This is a genomic window from Marinomonas sp. A3A, assembly GCF_018336955.1.
Taxonomy (GTDB): Bacteria; Pseudomonadota; Gammaproteobacteria; order Pseudomonadales; family Marinomonadaceae; genus Marinomonas; species Marinomonas lutimaris.
Window position 1 is genome coordinate 907,819 of the sequence record NZ_CP025532.1, and the last position, 17,727, is coordinate 925,545.

At 43.2% G+C, this 17,727-nt stretch carries 14 protein-coding genes and 1 pseudogene; 8 read left to right on the forward strand and 7 right to left on the reverse strand.

What is annotated here, in order from left to right; translation table 11 throughout:
* The first annotated feature begins 49 nt into the window (after positions 1-49).
* The 3 genes and pseudogenes from galE to CYL31_RS04235 all read left to right on the forward strand — a co-directional run bounded on the left by galE (position 50) and on the right by CYL31_RS04235 (position 3,051).
* Positions 50-1,069, forward strand: a pseudogene (galE, locus tag CYL31_RS04225) (UDP-glucose 4-epimerase GalE).
* A 129-nt stretch (positions 1,070-1,198) separates the two neighbouring features.
* Positions 1,199-2,350, forward strand: a complete 1,152-nt coding sequence (locus CYL31_RS04230; protein ID WP_212917727.1) for an amidohydrolase — start codon at positions 1,199-1,201, stop codon at positions 2,348-2,350.
* 89 nt (positions 2,351-2,439) lie between these two features.
* On the forward strand, positions 2,440-3,051 hold the full coding sequence (locus tag CYL31_RS04235; protein ID WP_212917728.1) for a LysE family translocator: 612 nt from the start codon (positions 2,440-2,442) through the stop codon (positions 3,049-3,051).
* Between the two features lie 163 nt (positions 3,052-3,214).
* Here CYL31_RS04235 and CYL31_RS04240 read toward each other — a convergent pair whose 3' ends face one another.
* On the reverse strand, positions 3,215-3,559 hold the full coding sequence (locus tag CYL31_RS04240) for a cupin domain-containing protein (protein WP_212917729.1): 345 nt from the start codon (positions 3,557-3,559) through the stop codon (positions 3,215-3,217).
* A gap of 338 nt (positions 3,560-3,897) precedes the next feature.
* On the opposite strand from CYL31_RS04240, the gene CYL31_RS04245 reads away from it, so the two are divergent.
* A complete protein-coding gene (locus CYL31_RS04245; protein ID WP_212917730.1) occupies positions 3,898-5,997 on the forward strand; it encodes a hypothetical protein in 2,100 nt (699 codons plus the stop codon).
* Between the two features lie 130 nt (positions 5,998-6,127).
* Here CYL31_RS04245 and CYL31_RS04250 read toward each other — a convergent pair whose 3' ends face one another.
* Together CYL31_RS04250 and CYL31_RS04255 are read right to left on the reverse strand one after the other, a co-directional pair.
* Entirely contained in the window at positions 6,128-7,768 is a 1,641-nt protein-coding gene (locus tag CYL31_RS04250; RefSeq protein ID WP_212917731.1) for a bifunctional protein tyrosine phosphatase family protein/NAD(P)/FAD-dependent oxidoreductase, read from the reverse strand.
* Between the two features lie 81 nt (positions 7,769-7,849).
* Positions 7,850-8,731 carry an MBL fold metallo-hydrolase gene (locus CYL31_RS04255; RefSeq protein WP_212917732.1) on the reverse strand — a complete coding sequence of 294 codons (882 nt, stop codon included), beginning with the start codon at positions 8,729-8,731 and terminating at the stop codon, positions 7,850-7,852.
* A 224-nt stretch (positions 8,732-8,955) separates the two neighbouring features.
* Here CYL31_RS04255 and CYL31_RS04260 point away from each other — a divergent pair, with 224 nt between their 5' ends.
* From CYL31_RS04260 to CYL31_RS04270, 3 genes are all read left to right on the forward strand, one after another.
* Positions 8,956-10,308 (forward strand): sigma-54 interaction domain-containing protein, encoded by a 1,353-nt coding sequence (locus CYL31_RS04260; RefSeq protein WP_249411691.1) that lies wholly within the window; start codon positions 8,956-8,958, stop codon positions 10,306-10,308.
* A 138-nt stretch (positions 10,309-10,446) separates the two neighbouring features.
* The gene (locus tag CYL31_RS04265; protein ID WP_212917733.1) at positions 10,447-10,980 is read left to right on the forward strand and encodes a YbhB/YbcL family Raf kinase inhibitor-like protein; all 534 of its coding nucleotides are present in this window, start codon (positions 10,447-10,449) and stop codon (positions 10,978-10,980) included.
* A gap of 23 nt (positions 10,981-11,003) precedes the next feature.
* The gene (locus tag CYL31_RS04270; RefSeq protein ID WP_212917734.1) at positions 11,004-11,777 is read left to right on the forward strand and encodes an AraC family transcriptional regulator; all 774 of its coding nucleotides are present in this window, start codon (positions 11,004-11,006) and stop codon (positions 11,775-11,777) included.
* A gap of 52 nt (positions 11,778-11,829) precedes the next feature.
* On the opposite strand, the gene CYL31_RS04275 is transcribed toward CYL31_RS04270, so the two are convergent.
* Together CYL31_RS04275 and CYL31_RS04280 are read right to left on the reverse strand one after the other, a co-directional pair.
* Entirely contained in the window at positions 11,830-13,461 is a 1,632-nt protein-coding gene (locus tag CYL31_RS04275) for a methyl-accepting chemotaxis protein (protein WP_212917735.1), read from the reverse strand.
* A gap of 170 nt (positions 13,462-13,631) precedes the next feature.
* On the reverse strand, positions 13,632-15,254 hold the full coding sequence (locus CYL31_RS04280) for a methyl-accepting chemotaxis protein (RefSeq protein WP_212917736.1): 1,623 nt from the start codon (positions 15,252-15,254) through the stop codon (positions 13,632-13,634).
* Positions 15,255-15,402: 148 nt separating this feature from the next.
* Between CYL31_RS04280 and CYL31_RS04285 the strand changes: the two genes are divergently transcribed.
* Positions 15,403-16,236, forward strand: a complete 834-nt coding sequence (locus tag CYL31_RS04285; protein ID WP_212917737.1) for an SDR family NAD(P)-dependent oxidoreductase — start codon at positions 15,403-15,405, stop codon at positions 16,234-16,236.
* Between the two features lie 47 nt (positions 16,237-16,283).
* Here the strand turns inward: CYL31_RS04285 and CYL31_RS04290 are convergent, their stop codons facing one another.
* Both CYL31_RS04290 and CYL31_RS04295 read right to left on the reverse strand, forming a co-directional pair.
* Positions 16,284-17,288, reverse strand: coding sequence for an alpha/beta hydrolase (locus CYL31_RS04290; protein WP_212917738.1), 1,005 nt, complete (start codon positions 17,286-17,288; stop codon positions 16,284-16,286).
* A gap of 22 nt (positions 17,289-17,310) precedes the next feature.
* A complete protein-coding gene (locus CYL31_RS04295; protein ID WP_212917739.1) occupies positions 17,311-17,595 on the reverse strand; it encodes an HlyU family transcriptional regulator in 285 nt (94 codons plus the stop codon).
* Positions 17,596-17,727: the final 132 nt, after the last annotated feature.

The window sequence follows — 17,727 nt, forward strand, 5'->3', positions numbered from 1 at the left end:
TTGGTTGTACTGTGTTAAATAAGGATAGATCTTTTACAGTGAGAGAAGTATGAAAACGATTTTAGTAACAGGTGGAACGGGGTTTATCGGCAGTCATACCTGCGTGGAATTATTAAACCAAGGTTATGATGTCGTTGTTGTCGATAATTTGTGTAATTCCAATCCTTAAGTATTGAATCGGGTTGAGCAAATTACAGGCAAAGCAGTGACTTTTTATGAAGTCGATTTACTTGACGCCACTGTCCTGCATACCGTTTTTCAAAAACATTCTATTGATGCTGTGATTCATTTCGCTGGTCTAAAAGCGGTTGGTGAGTCGACTAAAATTCCTTTATCTTATTACCACAACAATTTAACTGGCACTTTGATTTTATTAGACATCATGGCGCAGCATGGTGTGTTCGATTTAGTGTTTAGTTCTTCTGCCACCGTTTATGGCGATAATAATCCCATTCCTTATGTGGAACATTTCCCGCTAAGTTCTACAAGTCCATACGGTCGAACGAAAGTGATGATCGAGCAGTTCCTACAAGATGCTTTTGTGGCCGATCCTCGATGGAATGTGTCTTTGCTGCGCTATTTTAATCCAGTTGGTGCTCATCCAAGCGGCTTGATTGGCGAAGATCCAAATGGAATCCCCAATAATCTGATGCCTTTTATTACCCAAGTTGCTGTGGGTAAACGTGAAAAGCTAAGCGTGTTTGGTGGTGATTACCCAACTCATGATGGTACAGGCGTAAGGGATTATATTCATGTGGTGGATTTGGCTTTAGGCCATATTAAAGCGCTTGAAAAATTGGTGAGCCAACAAGTAAAAAGCATAGAAGCTTACAACCTAGGTGCTGGCAAAGGTTTTAGTGTGCTAGATGTAGTTCATGCGTTTGAGAAAGCATCCAATCAGAAAATACCTTATGAAATTATGCCAAGACGCGCAGGCGACATCGCAGAATTTTATGCAGACCCACAAAAAGCGACCGACTCACTGGGCTGGCAAGTGCAGCTCTCGTTAGAAACCATGTGCCGTGATGCTTGGAATTGGCAAAGCAATAATCCTCATGGTTATCGTTAATCCTTTTAACTCATGATCTGATATAGCAGTGTTTTTTTATGTTTTTAGCTGAGATGTTCAGCGGATAAACTGCCATGTATCAATGCTGATCTATCAATATTTATTTGCCCATTTTGAAAAGGTACAAGCATGCAATCTTTTGATGAGTTAATCGCGTTACGTAAAACCCTTCATCAGAACCCAGAGCTGTCTAATCAAGAGCAAGCGACGGCGGCTCGAATTCTCGAAGAGTTTCAAGCTTTCTCTGCGGATGAAGTTATTACTGGCCTTGGCGGAACGGGTCTGGCGTTTGTGTTCAACGGTACCGAAAGTGGCCCAACGACTTTGATTCGTAGCGAGTTAGATGCTTTGCCAATTGAGGAGACGAATAGCTTTGCCCATCGCTCGCAGGTGAAAGGTGTTTCTCATAAATGCGGTCATGATGGCCACATGAGTATTGTGACGGCATTGGGTGCAGAATTGGCGAAACATCGCCCTCAGAAGGGGCGAGTAGTGTTGTGTTTTCAGCCAGCGGAAGAAACCGGTATGGGGGCAATTCAAGTTGTAAAAGATGCGCGCTTTGCGGCTCTCATTCCTGATTATGCTTTTGCATTGCATAATTATCCTGGCTTAGAACTAGGTAAAGTGGCGGTACGAGCAGGTACGTTTAATTGTGCTTCTAGGGGGATGATTATCCACTTAAAAGGCAGAACTTCTCATGCTGCGCATCCTGAAAATGGCATAAGCCCTGCCAATGCGATGTGCAAAATCATTCAAGAACTCAACTCGCTGCCAGCCAAAATTCCACATCAAGCAGGCTCTGGACGAAACTGGGTCACGGTTATTCATGCCAAATTAGGTGAAATTGCTTTTGGTACCGCACCGGGTGACGCCGTGGTCATGGTGACCTTGCGCAGTGAAACTAACGAAGGTATGCAAACTCTGATAGAAGAAGCTGAGCGCTTTTCTTGTGCTGTGGCAAAGAGTGAAAACCTGAGTATTACGTTTGAATACGATGATGTATTTCAAGCCAGTGTGAACTCTCAACAAGGTTGTGATTTGGTAATTTGTGCGTGTGATAATACTCGAACACCTTTTGTATTATTAGATGAGCCAATGCGTTGGTCTGAGGACTTCGGACAGTTCACTGCGACATCTAAAGAGGGCGCCATGTTTGCTCTGGGCGCTGGGCAAGCCAGCCCGCAATTGCATAACCCTGATTATGATTTTCCCGATAGCCTGATTCCCGTTGGTCGAGATTTATTCTTGGATATTATTCGTCAATTAAATGGGTTCGTTTAGTCGTTTAAATAAGGGAATGTTACCTAAGTCGTAGCTCAAACTATCTGAAAGAATTAGCATAGTGTTTTAAGGCACAGTCAGGAGCAAACATGGATAATTATTTATTGTACGTTGGTGTCGCGATTGCAACCATTTGTTTGCCTGGACCTGCGGTTGTCTTAACGATTAATAATGCAATTCAGAAAGGGCTGTTAAAAACCTTTGCTGGCATATTTGGTGTAGCCTTGGCTATTTTGCTGGTGGCGACGATTTCCGCGACCAGCTTAGGTATCATTTTAGCCAGCTCAGCCATGGCATTCAGTCTGATAAAAATCGTTGGTGCCGTGTATTTGGTGTATCTTGGTATTAAAATGTGGCGTAGCAAATCACCTAGTAATATTAAAGCGAACGCTCACGAAAGCTCGCTGTTGAAGTGCTTTATGGAAGGTTTTTTTGTATCTATTACGAACCCTAAAGCGGTTGTTTTCTTTATGTCTATTTTTCCTCAGTTTATCGATTTAAAACAAGAATATACTCCTCAGTTTGTTTTACTTGCTCTGACGTTTAGTGCTTTGGTCGTGGTCATTCACACGATTTACGCAGTGTCAGCATCACTGACTAAATCTAAAGTTGCGTCACAAAAAGGCAGTGCTTTGCTAAATAAAATCAGCGGTGGCATTTTTGTTGGCTTCGGTGTTGGGCTTGCGGCTTCGAGTAGATAGCGCTCTTTTAAAGATGGCTCTTTACCTTGATTTTGGTGTTGCAAATAGTAATGCTTTTTATGAAAGGGGCTGGCTGAAGGTTTGAATGAATTTGTTTTGTATTTGATGTCTGAGGGTAAAGTCTTGTGAGCCGAGCTGTATGCTCTGCTCACAAGCTGAATACTTAAGCGAATACGAAGTATTTACGAACCGTTTCAACCACTTCCCAAGTACCTTTCATACCTGGCTCGATAACGAATACATCGCCTGCTTTTAGATGTTTTGCTTCTTCGCCTTCTGGAGTGATAATGCAGTAACCTTCTAAGAAATGGCAAAATTCCCATTTGTCATAGTTCACTTCAAATTTGCCCGGTGTACAAATCCAAGTTCCCATTATCTTACTGCCATCTTTCGAAAGGTAAGCGTTTAAGTTCACAGTATGTGGATCGCCACCAATACGAGTCCATTTTGTTGCGTTTACCACAGGTGTTGGGCAGGTTTCACGCATAACGGTGATAAAGTCAGACATAGTAGCTCCAAATTGTATATTGAGTTAAAGGAGAGCATTGTATGGTGGCGACTATGTTGGGAGTTGTCTGTTTACGTCATAAATCTCTTTGAAAAAGCTAAAAAGGAATATCTGCATGATATTCGCTGTGCGGCCTAAATTAACTCATTACACGTAGCATAAATTTATCAAATCAAAGGTACTGTAAAGGCTGTTTCTCCATGATTTAGAGTCCAAATCGTGCTGTTTTTCTGTATTTCTTTTTCAAAATTAGCGTTAGAATCCTGTCGTTTTTGACACACTATTTTAACCCCCATTTTAAGTGACTTGTAATGAGTACTCATCCTAAAGGATTCGTAATGAAGGGAAAATTCTTTAAAGCCGTCGCAGTCATGGCTTGCTTATCTTCTGCTGCCGCATTTGGCTTTAATTTAGATGTTTTTGGCTGGTTCCAAAAAGATAATAACATCGACAAGATGGTCGAATACATTCCTGCTGATACTGCTCTTTTTGTTGGTGCCGTGACGAATAAAGATATTGTCACCAGTTCAGATCAGATAATGGCTCGACTGAAAGACAGTAGCGATGGTGATGCTCTTTTAGAGATGCTTAAACCTTTTCCTGAAAGTGAAGGCTTAGACTTTATCCGCTGGTTTATTAAAGATTATTATGAAGTGGCACCAAAGGGTGGCATAGCCATGTACAAGCACTACGGCCTCGATATGGAAGGCGCAAGTGTTGCGTATTTAGATGGGATTTTCCCTGTGATGCGTGTTGTTTTACAAGATGAACAAGCATTTTTGGATCTTGTAAAACAAGCTGCGCTAGAAAGTGATTTGACCTTAGGCTCAAAAACGATTGCCGACGAAACTGTAACGACTATCGAACTGGCGAAAAATGATGATCTAGTGCTGACGCTTGGCTTTATGATCAAGGATAGTGTTCTGACCATCTCTGTATTATCACAAAAAGACGATGTGGCCGCTCAAGAGCAGCGTTTTGCTTTGTCGAAACCTACACAGTCAATGCCAGCAGACAGCTGGGAAAACGACGGCAAGACTTATAACTTCATGGATTACTCCCATGGTTTTGTTAGTTTGCTGAACATCGCTAATGCCATGTTTGACAAAGACGCTCGTGCACACAAGCAGTTGAAGGCTTTGATGGGAGATAAGTTACCAGATTTGACGCAAGCACAAATGCAGTGCCGAGCTGATGTTGTTAATATTGTTTCTGGTATGCCGCGTTTTGTCTTTGGCCTGAATCGTTATGATGTAAAAGACGATAACATGGCGCTTGATTTTTCTTATGCACTGGAAATCAAAAATGCCAACATTTTAGGTGAGCTAAGCAAGCTTCGCGGCTTTATTCCAAGCTACCTAAATACGAGCAAGGATTTGACGATAGGGCTTGGTGTTGGTTTGTCGGCGGACGCACTTTCTCCTGTTTTAACGAGCTTATGGAATCAGTTTACCAAAGCGGAATTCAGCTGTGCTCAGTTGCAAAATTTACAAGTGAAGTTACGTGAAAATAACCCAGCGATGCTATCGGTATTTACTAGCATGGCACAAAGCTTGTCTGGTGTTAGCTTGGGCGTTTTTGATCTGATAAAAGATGAAAATAGCCAATTAGGTGCTCAATACGATGCCATTGCTACTATCACGACTGAAAAGCCAGAAGTACTATCCGCGCTTGCTAGTAAATTTCTGCCAATCTTAAATGGTGTGCAAGTTCCAACTGATGGTTCCGCTATTAATCTAGCCGATAGTGGTTTGCCAATAGACGCTTATGTTGCAATTAAGGGCAAGCATTTGGTGGCTTACACAGGCGAAAAGAGTAAGCAAGTTGCTGAGCAATTAGCGACGGAGGAAGTGAAGCCAAATGGCGTTGTAGCTTTTAATATGGAGAGTACCAAACTGGGTGACCTGATTATGAATATGGGACCACTCAACGCCAGCATGGGGAATGATTGTACCGATTTATTCACCGTATCTACTGCGCTTACCGCAGTGCCTTTTACACTAAAGGTTCGTGAAGATCTTGACGACAATGGCTATAAAAGCGCTTGGTCTATGTCGATGAAAGATGTGTCAAAAGTTACCATTAAACGTCGTCAGGATTTGGTGAATGTATTTAAAGTTGAATACTTAGACGAAGAATGTAAATGGATTGATATCGGCAGTGAAACCTTTAACCAAGATGGGACAGGTATATTTGTTGATACAGATGATTCTAACAGCTGTAATGTCTTCGAAAGTAACTTCAAATGGTCTTATGCTTTGGGGTCTATTGTAGAAGCTAATTCTAACATCCGGTTCCGTAATAGCTGTGAAAATGAATGGGAAGCGCAAGAAAGTGTCGACTTTAGCTGTCAAATCTTAGGCGCAAAGGAAACAGAGTTTTATTGTTTACAAGACGATGGTGATTACAAAGCCCTTCATCGTTACACGCAACAGTAATCTACATAAAACGCTAATTTGGCGGCTTATTGCACTCATAAAAAATCCAATGGCCGCCACGCCATTGGATTTTTTTGTGTCTGTTGGCAAAGAATAGACTTGCGTCTGATCGTAAACATTGAAGCTCTTGTTACTTACGCATTGTCGGTTTTACGAACCATTCATAGCCTTTCAGCATGCCGTGCCAGTAGAAAGGAGGCAGTAAGTCTTCTTTCAGCACCCAAGCGAGATAAGTGGGTTTGGTGCCATCGTTAAACCATGTAGGGAAGGTCGGTAACAGCTTTCCGCCGTAACCAAATTCCGCCAAGACAATTTTGCCGCGCTCAACGGTAAGCGGGCAGGAGCCGTAACCGTCGTAGATGGCTCTTAGCGTATTTCCGTTTATGGCATCGGCAATATTTTGAGCTACGACTGGTGCTTGTTTACGAGCCGCTGCCATGGTTTTTGCGTTTGGCGTATTACTGACATCACCTAATGACCAGATGTTTTTGAACTGGGTATGTTGCAAGGTTTCTTTATCGACATCGACCCAGCCTGCCGCGTCGACCAATGGACTATTGCGAATGAAGTCTGGAGCGGTTTGTGGTGGGCAAACATGCAACATATCGAACTCGGTCTCCACGATGCTTTTCTCACCGTCTTTGTCTGTAGTGGCGAAATAGGCGCGTTTATTCGGACCGTCTATTTTAACTAGGTTGTGAGTGAAGTGAGTATTAACTTGGTATTTTTGAATATAGCTTTCCAAAGCAGGAACATATTCAGGCACGCCAAACAATACAGCGCCCGCATTGTAGAAAGACACGTTAATGTCTTTTTGTTTGTCGTTCTTCAACCAATGGTCACAAGACAAATACATGGCTTTTTGTGGCGCGCCAGCGCATTTGATCGGCATGGGCGGTTGGGTGAATACAGCTTTCCCGCCGTTTAAGTTTTTAACTAAATCCCATGTATAAGGTGCTAAGTCGTAACGATAATTTGATGTCACGCCATTACGACCTAATGTCTCTGATAAGCCTTCAATAGCATCCCAGTTAAGCTTAATACCAGCCGCCACGACTAGGTATTGATAAGCGATTTTTTGGCCGTTTTCGAGTACGACTTGGTTCTCATCTGGCAAGAAAGTTTTTACCGCTTCTTTTAGCCATTTTGTATGAGCTGGAATAACGTCGGACATGTTGCGGCGCGTATTCGATGCTTTAAACACACCGCCGCCAACAAGCGTCCAACCGGGCTGATAAAAATGACTTTCAGCAGGATCAATCAAACAAATTTTCAAGCCAGGTTTACGTTTTAATAAACTGGCGGCGGTAGAAATACCGGCCGAGCCTGCACCGACTACTACAACATCGTATTGAGCGGTTGTTTTGTTGTCTTCTTTAGGCTGTGCTTTATCGTCTGTTGCGGAAGAGGCTTTATTGTCTTGAGTGGAAGGATCAGCAGGTGAAGCTTCCTGAGCCGCTTGCCAAATTTGGCTAGAGCGGTTACCGGTTCGACAATAGGCATGAATATTTTCAGCATCTTGTATTGCTGCTTGAAAAGCCGTGATGTCTGAAGCTTTCATTTGCCCGCCAGCAAACGGAATGTGCTCTGCTTTGATATTTTTTTCTTCTGCATAAGCGGCAACATCGGCAAAAGGTAATTGTCCTTCCTCTTCACCATCCGGTCGGTTACAGATGATAAGTGTGACACCTGATTCTGCTAAAGCGTCTATATCGTCTAAGTTGATCTGCTCAGATACGGAATAGTTGTCTGTGATTTGTTTGCGTAACATGGTTGTTCTCACTCTATATAATTATTATTTAGCCTAATGGTCATTAGGCTATTTATAGTTATTTGCTATTGGCGTTACGGTTTATTTGAATGCATTCAACGGAATTTTCAGATACGACAAACCATTGTCTTCTGGTTCTGGCATGTGTCCTGCTCTCATATTGATTTGTAACGATGGCAAAATCAGGCGAGGCATGGCCAATGTTTTATCGCGGGTTTCACGTAAATCTACAAAGGTCGATTTGCTGATGCCTTTTTTAACGTGGATGTTCAATTCACGCTGCGCTTTTACGGTAGTTTCATATTCCAATTCACGGCCATTTGGGCAGTAGTCATGACACATAAAAATGCGGTGATCTTCTGGTAGCGCCAAGATTCGTTGTACGGAATCGAACAATATTCCCGCATCGCCACCGGGAAAATCGGCACGTGCGGTACCAGCATCTGGCATGAACAAGGTGTCACCAACGAATACAGCATTGCCTAAAACATGGGTGAAACAGGCTGGTGTGTGGCCCGGTGTATGCAGGGCGGTGCATTGCATTTCGCCAATATAAAATTGCTCACCATCGTTAAATAAATAATCAAATTGAGAGCCGTCATGTAAGAAGTCGGCGCCTTCGTTGAATACTTTGGCAAAGGTTTCTTGAACGGTAGTGATCTGCTCACCAATGCCAATTTTGCCGCCGACTTTGCTTTGAATGTAAGGCGCAGCAGAAAGGTGGTCTGCATGGACGTGAGTTTCAATGAGCCATTCCACTTTTAACTTGTGCGTGGTGACGTATTCAATGATGGCGTCAGCGCCTTTATGTGAAGTACCGCCAGAGGCATAGTCAAAATCCAATACACTGTCGACAATGGCACAGCTAGAAGACGCTGGGTCTTTAACCACATAAGAGAAAGTATTGGAGTCTTTATCAAAAAAAGCCGCTACATCAGGCTTGGTTACAATCGTGTTTGTCATGTTTCGCCTCGTTATCAAATTTTTCACATTCAAATGTTTTAGTCACTTGATGAGCTTATAACTTAGATAAGGCAGAAAGCGTGCCAAGGTGAAGGTTTTTATTAACTCATTGATATTTATGTTTATTATTTTAATATTAAATCTAGATAGTAAATTAGAATTGACTAATGTAGTGTTGATTGTCATATTTGACTTTATTCTTTGACAAAAATGGCAAGTATTTTATGGATGTTATCGCGTCTGATTCTTCTTCCTTTGATGGGCTAGCTAGCATGTTAGAGGGCTACGATTGTCCTGCTATTTTAGTATCGGTGGATTATCGAATCCTTGCCATTAATCAGCATTATCGAGACGAGTTTGGCGATGTTCCTTTACAGCAGAACAAGCGCTGCTTTGAAGTTTCCCATGGTTATAGCGTGCCTTGTGATGAAGCGGGTGAAGATTGTCCTTTGTCGGCAACCTTGCAATCAGGCCGCAAAGAACGAGTGTTGCACATTCATCAAACACCCAGAGGCAAAGAGCATGTTGATGTAGAAATGCTGCCGATTCATGACAGCCAAGGTCAATTGCTGTTTTTTGTCGAGCTATTGCGCTCTGTGTCGGTGGCCAGTGTGCAAGACAGCAGCAAAAAATTGGTGGGTTCGAGTAAGTCTTTTAATCGCATGTTGGAAAAAATTACTCGTGTTAGTCATAGCGATGCGTCTGTTTTACTACTAGGAGAATCCGGTAGCGGTAAAGAGCTGGTCGCGCACGCGGTTCATCAAGGTGGTCATAGAGCGAGTAATTCCATGGTGACGTTAGAGTGTGCCGGGCTGACGGATTCTTTGTTTGAAAGCGAGTTGTTTGGTCATGTAAAAGGCTCGTTTACTGGCGCGCACAGTAACCGAGTGGGTTTAGTTGAGCTGGCCAATGGTGGCACGCTTTTTTTAGACGAAATCGGTGATGTTCCGCTCTCAATGCAAGTTAAATTATTGCGACTCATTGAAACTGGGGCATTTCGTCCGGTCGGTTCTTCAACCGTGAAACACACTAATTTCCGATTAATTTGTGCAACTCATAAGAACCTCGCACAAATGGTCAAAGCAGGTGAGTTCCGCCAAGATTTATATTACCGGATCAACGTTTTTCCCATTCATGTGCCTTCCTTACGAGAGCGGCAAGACGATCTTGTTTTGCTAACCAACACCTTGTTAAAACGCATCAGTCAACGCAAGGAATATCATCTGACCGACTCAGCGATGCAAGTGTTAAAGCAACACGATTTCCCCGGTAATATTCGTGAGCTAAGCAACATCCTCAACCGCGCAATCCTCTTAACCGATACGAATTTGATTGAGCGAAGCACGATTCAAGAATGCTTGGAGATCGACCGTGAACTTGATCCGCTAGGGGAGACTTCACCCGCTTCTCAATCGTTAAGTATGACTGATGCAAGCGAAGGCCGAGAATGGTTGGATTTAAAAACCGCCGAAAAACGCTACTTATCAGAACTCATGGCATTTCATCATGACGATAAAGAACAAGTCGCCAAAGTCGCAGGAATCAGCCTGCGATCCTTGTATCGGAAGTTAGAATAGTTGGTTTTTTTCTGGCAATTTTACGTAAAGTATCAAAAAAACGCTTTATGTTTTAAATAAGATACTTGTAGTCGAGTTTGTATTGCCTTGAATCCTTACTATAACGACTCTGATGGTTGAAACAGTAAGGCGAAAAACATGAAAAAAGTATTTCTTATAACGGCAGCGTTAAGCGGCTTAGTGTCTATGAGCAGCAATGCATTTGAACTCACAAGCCAAGATATTCAAGAGGGGCAAAAGATGCCGCATGCTTTTGAGTTTAACAGTTTTGGTTGTAACGGCGATAATAAATCACCTCAACTAGCTTGGACTGACGCGCCTAAAGGCACGAAAAGTTATGCTATTACCGTGTACGATCCAGATGCGCCGTCTGGTAGTGGCTGGTGGCATTGGTCGGCGTTTAATATTCCGGTTTCTGTGACGTCTTTGGCTCAAGGTGCAGATTTAACTAAGCTTGGTGCGACAGAGCTGAAATCAGATTACGGTAGTGTTGGTTTTGGTGGTTTCTGCCCACCAAAGGGCGATAATATGCATCGTTATCAGTTTACTGTTTGGGCATTACCAGTAGAAAAACTGGATTTAAGTGTTGATGCTTCAGCTGCGTTAGCAGGTTTCACTGTCCGCAGTATGGCAATTGATAAGGCTATGTTGGTCGCACCTTATAATCGTTAATCAATCACCTATTAGGAGTAAAAATGCGTCCCATGTTTAAAGTCAGTCAAGTGTACGGTTTACAAACACAGCGACTGCGTAATGTGGCCATTCTTACTCCTAGCCTTTTCAAAATTCGTTCAGGGCGCAAGCGTTTATTTTGGCAAGATGATGTGTTGGAATTTGATTCTTCTACCTTGTTATTAACGAAAGCAGGACAACAACTGACGTTTGAAAATGAGCCAAGCAAAGAACGCTTTTTGTCAGTGCAGATGAGCTTTTTATTGCCACCTGCAGAAGACATGATACAGCTGAGTATCAAGGTGGCTGATAATGAATGCTCGCCACGCTTCAAACCTAATCGTTTTGTGATGGCGAGTCTCGATTTCTTGCTGGAATTAGATACACAAAGTGTGAGTGAAACGACTCAGGCGTATTGGTTAAATGGCTTTTACCAGCAATTGGCCGAAGCGGGTAAACTGCATCTTATCTTTGAAGGGCATGCTGTTTCTTTTGAGCAAAAAATCACTGAGCTGTTGCAGCAAGCGCCATGGCAAGATTATCAATTGGATCAAGTCGCTGGGCATTTTTCGATGAGTCGGGCGACTTTGATTCGTCGTTTGAAAGAAGAAAACACCCAGTTTAGAACCTTGTTAACTCGAGTGCGTATGAATCATGCTATTAGTTTGATGCAACAAGGTTACCGTCAACAAATAGACATTGCTGTGCGTTGCGGTTATCAATCTCAAGAGCGCTTTAGTCAGCGTTTTTACAAGTCATTCGGAATAACGCCAAGTGAGTATTTAAAAACCTTATAATACAAACCTTAACCTCCCCGAGCCCGAGTTGGGGAGGTTTTTTATAACACGATCAAGCTAATTGAAAGCGGCGAGAGACTTCGTTTAGGCTGATGCTGGCAGCTTTTAGGCTTTCACTTAAGCGTTCTGTCTCACGAATATCCTGATTCACTTCCTCAGAAACTTGGTTTATTTCATGGATGCTGTGTGTCAGTTCTTTTGCGACATCCGATTGTTGTTCAGTGGCAGCAGCGATCATTTGGCTCATATCATCAATGGTCGTGGTTGAATTTAATACGTTACCAATGCTGTCATGACTTGAACGCACTTTTTCAAGCCCCGAATCCATTTGAGATTGGCTAATGTCCATCACTTTAACGGCTTGCTCGGCGTGGGCTTGCAAGACTTCTATGGTCTGATTGATTTCATCAATAGACACTTGAGTTTTTTGTGCCAAGGTGCGAATTTCGTTGGCCACTACCGCAAACCCTCGACCCGCTTCACCAGCTCTTGCTGACTCAATCGCAGCATTGAGTGCTAATAAATTGGTTTGATCTGTGATGTTGCGAATTACCTGAGAAATCATGCCAATGCCTGCACTGTCTTTTTTCAGGCCTTCTATGACCCTTGATGCTTCCCCAATAGCACCTGACAGGGCTTCTGTTTGATTAAGCGACTCTTGAATTACCTGACGACTGTTTGCGGCGTGGCTTCTTGCATCCTTTGCGCCTTCAGCAGCAGAAACTGTGTGGTGAGCTACCTCTGCAAAGCCTGCTTGCATTTGTGTCATGGCGGATGCAACAGTGCTGATTTCGCTCTTTTGCTCTTTTAGACGTTGTGTAGTGTGGCTGACTCGTTCGAGTAAGTCGATACTGGTTTGATCCAATGTCTTGGCATTCTTTTGAACATCTTGTGCGAGGCGGTAAATACCTTGCTGCATCTGATCAAAGGAAGCCGCCGCTTTACCTAGCTCATCGTCCGCAAAGTCAGTTAACGTTAGACGAGTGCGTAGATCTCCTTTTTCAACTTTTTGCATTTGCGCAATCAATTGTCCTAATGGCTGGTTGACCTTGCGAGTTAGTGAAATACCAAAGCTAATTAAGAAGATCAGTACCACTAAGCCTACTGCCGCTTCGATATAGATGGCTTGGTTCATAGCGGCCGACTCTTCATCTTTTACTTTAATTCCTTGCGCAACTAATTCTTGCTGCAACTGAGTCAGTGAACTCACTATAGTGTTGAATGGCGCTAACATGGGGCCGAGCATTTCTGCGCGAGCTTTGTCTATTTGCCCGTGATCTATGAGGCTAATGTAGTGATTTTGCATTTCACGATAGTCGTTAATGCGTTGCTCGAAGGTCGGTATGAAGCTGTTTACCGTTGGAATATAGGCAATGGATTTTATAAGTTCTAGAGATTTCGCTACCTTTTGATCATTTTCATCAATCGTTTTTTGAATATTTTTGTGTTCATCTTGGCTATTTGTTAAACCGTAATCTAAGGCGAATCGACGGTAAGTGACTGTGTAGTAACGAAGGTCAGATAGTGTGGACTGTATTTGTAGGTTCTCTGTGACTAAGGTGTCGAATTGGTCGCGAACATTGCTGATGACTAAAATGAGATAAATTCCCAATGCTATAACCATGCTGATGGTTATTCCAAAGCCTAATTGCATCGCTCTTGATATAGATATTTTCGACAACATATTCGCAGCCCCTCAGGGTATATTATTAATGATGGGATTATCAGTGAAATAGATAATTAGTGAAAGGCTGTTTATTAAATAGGTTTTATAGTATTTATCTATTTTTATAGAAAGAACCGACGACAAGTATGTCGTCGGGTTTGGTGTTTGATCTGTGTCTGGCGAGATGTTTAAGCAAACTGAAATTGTTTGATTTTTTTGCTTAGCTCATCGGTCATTTTGGCAATCATTGTGCTGCCTTCAGACACTTGTTGAGAATCCTCTAGTACTTTTTCAGACACTTCTCGAATGCCCATTATGTTGTGATTAATCTCTTCGGCCACTGTGCCTTGTTGTTCTGCCGCTGAAGCAATTTGATGGCTGCGAGCCGATACGTCGTCCACTTGCATTAGCATGTTTTTCAGGTTTTCAGCGGCAACATGCATTCTGTCTGCACCGCGCTCTGCTTGTTGCGTGCTGGTTGCCATAGAAGTGGACGCTTCTTTTGACTGATGCTGAAGTTTTTCGATAATGGCACGGATTTCGACGGTTGATCCTTGAGTGCGGCTAGCCAGTGAGCGAACTTCATCGGCCACGACGGCAAAGCCTCGGCCTAGTTCGCCAGCGCGTGCGGCTTCAATCGCTGCGTTTAAGGCAAGTAGGTTAGTTTGCTCGGAAATATCACCAATTACGCCTAAAACAGAGTCGATGTCGCCTGTTTGCTCCAGCAGTTTAATAATGACGTCGTTAGCACCTTCGATGTTCTTGGTTAGGATTTGGATGTCTTCATTGGTAGCGTCTAGATCTTGGCTGCTTTGACGGGTGATGGTTTGCACCATTTGAGTCGCATCAGCGGTATCTTTGGCATGTTGCGCTACGTCTCGAATAGAGTAAGACATTTCGTTCATGGCGGTAGCAAGCATTTCGACTTCTTGGAATTGGTGATCCATGCCTTGTTTAGTATGTAAGCTGTTGCCTTGCATTTGCACGCAAACAGCTTGCAGCTCGGTGATGGCGTGGTCAACTTCTAACAAGGTATCGTTTAATGAAACGGATACGTGGTTTGCCGCGTTGGCTAAAATACCGATTTCGTCTCCTCGTTGCATATCTAGTTGCTTAGTTAAGTCGCCATCCGAAATATGCTGAAGGTGTTCTGTCACGGTTTTAAGAGGACGTGTGATATTGCGTACAATAGTCACACTGCCGATTAGGGCGAGGAGCACTAAGATGAATTCGATAACGGCAGACTTTTGTACCGCTGTCCAAAAAATATCCGTGACACCGCTGTATAGCACGCCGCTACCGATTATCCATCCCCAAGGTTGATAACCTTTTACGTAAGATACTTTGTCTTCAGGCTGTGAGACTTGTGGACCTTTATAAGCGTAATGTACATAGCCTTCTTCTTGATTTTTCACTACAGACACCATTGCTTGCCAATGATGGAAGCCATTTACGTCAGTCACATTAGCCATACTTTTGCCTGTAATTTCTGGTTTGAAAGGATGCATTAGCAGCTTTGCTTGCATGTCGTTCACCCAGAAGTAGCCGTTGTCACCAAAGCGCAGGGCTGATAGCGCAGCCAAAGCCGATTGTTTGGCTTGTTCTTCTCCTATAATAGGTGCTTGATCACCATAATATTTGACAAGGGAGTAAGCGCTATCGACTTGCTCTTTCACTTGTAATTGACGTGCGTTGAGCAATTCACTGTGCAGTTCGTTATAGGCTATCGCGCTAAAAATGATGAGTAATGTGACTAGGGTACCGATAAGCCCCCATAGTTTGTAGCTTACTTTGATTGAGCTTAGCTTCATGTGATATCCCTATTAATGATTGTTTTATAAGCAGAGATTATGAGCCTGAGTGACGGTGAGTATTGTGATTAAAATCAAGAAAACGGCACTTAGCATGACTTTTTGCTACCATCCAAGGCCTGAAAGTTTTTTTTTATAAGGAAGCGCTATGCAATATTCTATTCTTATTACAGGTTGTTCGACAGGAATTGGGCTAGAAGCCGCCAGAATGCTACAAGAGCGTGATTTTTTGGTGGTGGCGAGTTGCCGTAAGCAAGAGGACGTAGCGGCATTGCAAGCTCAAGGCATTAAGCATGTTGTTCGACTGGATTTGGCGGATTCCTCTTCAATAGAAAAAGGCTTGCAAGAAACATTGGCTATTACCAATGGCCAGCTCTTTGCTTTGTTTAATAATGGCGCTTACGGCCAGCCGGGGGCCGTTGAAGATTTGCCGGTTGATGCGTTAAGAGCGCAGTTTGAGTGTAATTTCTTTGGCACTCATGAGCTGACAACCAAGGTGCTGAAAATCATGTTAGCGCAAGGTTTCGGTCGTATTGTAAATAATAGCTCTGTATTGGGTTTGGTTGCTGCGCCGTTTCGTGGTGCTTACAACGCCAGTAAATTTGCTTTAGAGGGCCTAACCGATACCTTGCGCTTGGAGTTGTCGGATACGCCGATAAAAGTGAGTTTGATTGAACCTGGTCCCATTGAAAGTCGTTTTCGTGCGAATGCGTTGCTTGCTCTGCAAGACAATATTGATATGGAAAATAGCCGTCACCAAAAAGGTTATGCGGAAGCGATTGCGCGTTTGAGCAAAGAGGGCGTAACCTCATCGCAAACCTTGCCAGCCAGTGCTGTAGTGAAAAAACTGATTCATGCTTTGGAATCACCTCGTCCAAGAGCACGTTATTACGTGACTATGCCAACGTATGCAGCTGTGGTGATGAAACGCGTGTTACCAACTTGCTTGCTGGATTGGGTAATGCGGCGCCAAGGTGCGTAGGTTTTTTTAGAAGCCTGTTTAGTGCTTCTGATCTAGTTTTTCTAGCGCTAATCTAGCTTTTCTAGCCATTGAGTCATGGCTGATAAATAAGCTGTACGAGCAGGTTGGTGAGACAAATACAAGTCATGGAAACCTTGAGGGATGCTCGCTTGTGTGAGGTTTATGAAGGTTTTTTTGGCGGCTTGCTGCATGCTATCGACGTCTAACACTCCGTCGCCTTGCTGTACTTCTTCGACCGTGCGTTTTCCTATGGTGCTGATTTCGGCATGGCACATTAGTGTTGGTGTATGGAGGCGCTGCTTAGCAAGATTACGTTGCGCAATAATGACTTCTCTTAGCCAATGGAAAGATAAATCGAAGCCCTGCGAGGGTTTCCAATCTAATCGGTAATCCCATTCACCGCCATATATTGTGTGTAGTGACTTCGAATAAATATTAATTTTTTTCGCTCGTAAATACGAAAACGGCAGTAAAGATACCAAGATTCGAACTGGCCAGCTGACAAAGTTTAATACGGCTGGAGAAAAAGGCAGCGCCAGAAATGGGCTGTTAAGCATGAGCCCAAGAACCTCAGGAAACGCTTTGTTGTAGTGGCTTTCGCGTTCCGGCAAAGCATAAGGTTGGGCCAAATAAGTCGATACGATTAGTCCGCCTGTGGAATGTCCAAGTATGACGACTTGATCTACGCCATCTTGTTTTATGGTTGCTAAGGCAATGTCTAAATCTTGCCCATATTGTTCAATTGATTCACACCAGTTAGGCGGCGTTGATGGTCGGATAGAGCGACCGTAACCTTGTAAATCCAAGGCATAGAAGCGATAGCCAAGATCGACAAAGTGCTCAGCTAAACCGGTCTGAAAAAAATAATCTGTGTAGCCATGTACGTACAAAATGGCTTTTGTCGCATCAGGGTTACCGACATGATTAATGAGAGTAGTGTGGACTTGAGTTTTAGGGCCAGCAAAAGAAAAGGTGCGGGTGCGAAAGTCGGCACCCAATAGGTCTTCACATTCGCTAACTTGTTGCCAGTGTTGTCCTATTGGTGCGCTCATATTCGTCTTCTTTATCAATTGGTTAAAAAATATTATCACCTAGTTGATCAATCGTAAGCTTGGCTTTTCGTAAGGTGATTTCAATACACTCGTCGCGGCTTGGCATTAAATCTGAACGAATAAACTTATGTGTTTTTTGCTCTTCGCCATCGCCCTTGGTGATGGTTGCGGCGACTCTGTATTGGCCGCTGTCTTTCATCGGTGCTGGTATAATTGAAAAACCTTTATATTCTACGACGTCTTCTGTTTTTTCTGGTGCGCTTTCGCCACCTGCAAATAGCCCTTTGAGGCTAGATAGAATACCCATGCAATTGTTCTCCTAAATTTTTCGTTATTTTTCGGGGATTTGTTGTAATAGTCAAATTCCGTCGTATGATTTATTTTAATCGGTTACAGAATTACCACAGGATTGTTGTCCTGTCGAAGTAAAAGCAGGCTT

Bases quoted from the DNA above. Each gene is read 5' to 3' on its own strand.
- CYL31_RS04285 (WP_212917737.1), top strand. From the start codon at position 15,403: ATGCAATATTCTATTCTTATTACAGGTTGTTCGACAGGAATTGGGCTA.
- CYL31_RS04270 (WP_212917734.1), top strand. From the start codon at position 11,004: ATGCGTCCCATGTTTAAAGTCAGTCAAGTGTACGGTTTACAAACACAG.
- CYL31_RS04235 (WP_212917728.1), top strand. From the start codon at position 2,440: ATGGATAATTATTTATTGTACGTTGGTGTCGCGATTGCAACCATTTGT.
- CYL31_RS04240 (WP_212917729.1), bottom strand. From the start codon at position 3,559: ATGTCTGACTTTATCACCGTTATGCGTGAAACCTGCCCAACACCTGTG.
- CYL31_RS04295 (WP_212917739.1), bottom strand. From the start codon at position 17,595: ATGGGTATTCTATCTAGCCTCAAAGGGCTATTTGCAGGTGGCGAAAGC.
- CYL31_RS04260 (WP_249411691.1), top strand. From the start codon at position 8,956: ATGGATGTTATCGCGTCTGATTCTTCTTCCTTTGATGGGCTAGCTAGC.
- CYL31_RS04280 (WP_212917736.1), bottom strand. From the start codon at position 15,254: ATGAAGCTAAGCTCAATCAAAGTAAGCTACAAACTATGGGGGCTTATC.
- CYL31_RS04245 (WP_212917730.1), top strand. From the start codon at position 3,898: ATGAAGGGAAAATTCTTTAAAGCCGTCGCAGTCATGGCTTGCTTATCT.
- CYL31_RS04255 (WP_212917732.1), bottom strand. From the start codon at position 8,731: ATGACAAACACGATTGTAACCAAGCCTGATGTAGCGGCTTTTTTTGAT.
- CYL31_RS04230 (WP_212917727.1), top strand. From the start codon at position 1,199: ATGCAATCTTTTGATGAGTTAATCGCGTTACGTAAAACCCTTCATCAG.
- CYL31_RS04250 (WP_212917731.1), bottom strand. From the start codon at position 7,768: ATGTTACGCAAACAAATCACAGACAACTATTCCGTATCTGAGCAGATC.
- CYL31_RS04290 (WP_212917738.1), bottom strand. From the start codon at position 17,288: ATGAGCGCACCAATAGGACAACACTGGCAACAAGTTAGCGAATGTGAA.
- CYL31_RS04265 (WP_212917733.1), top strand. From the start codon at position 10,447: ATGAAAAAAGTATTTCTTATAACGGCAGCGTTAAGCGGCTTAGTGTCT.
- CYL31_RS04275 (WP_212917735.1), bottom strand. From the start codon at position 13,461: ATGTTGTCGAAAATATCTATATCAAGAGCGATGCAATTAGGCTTTGGA.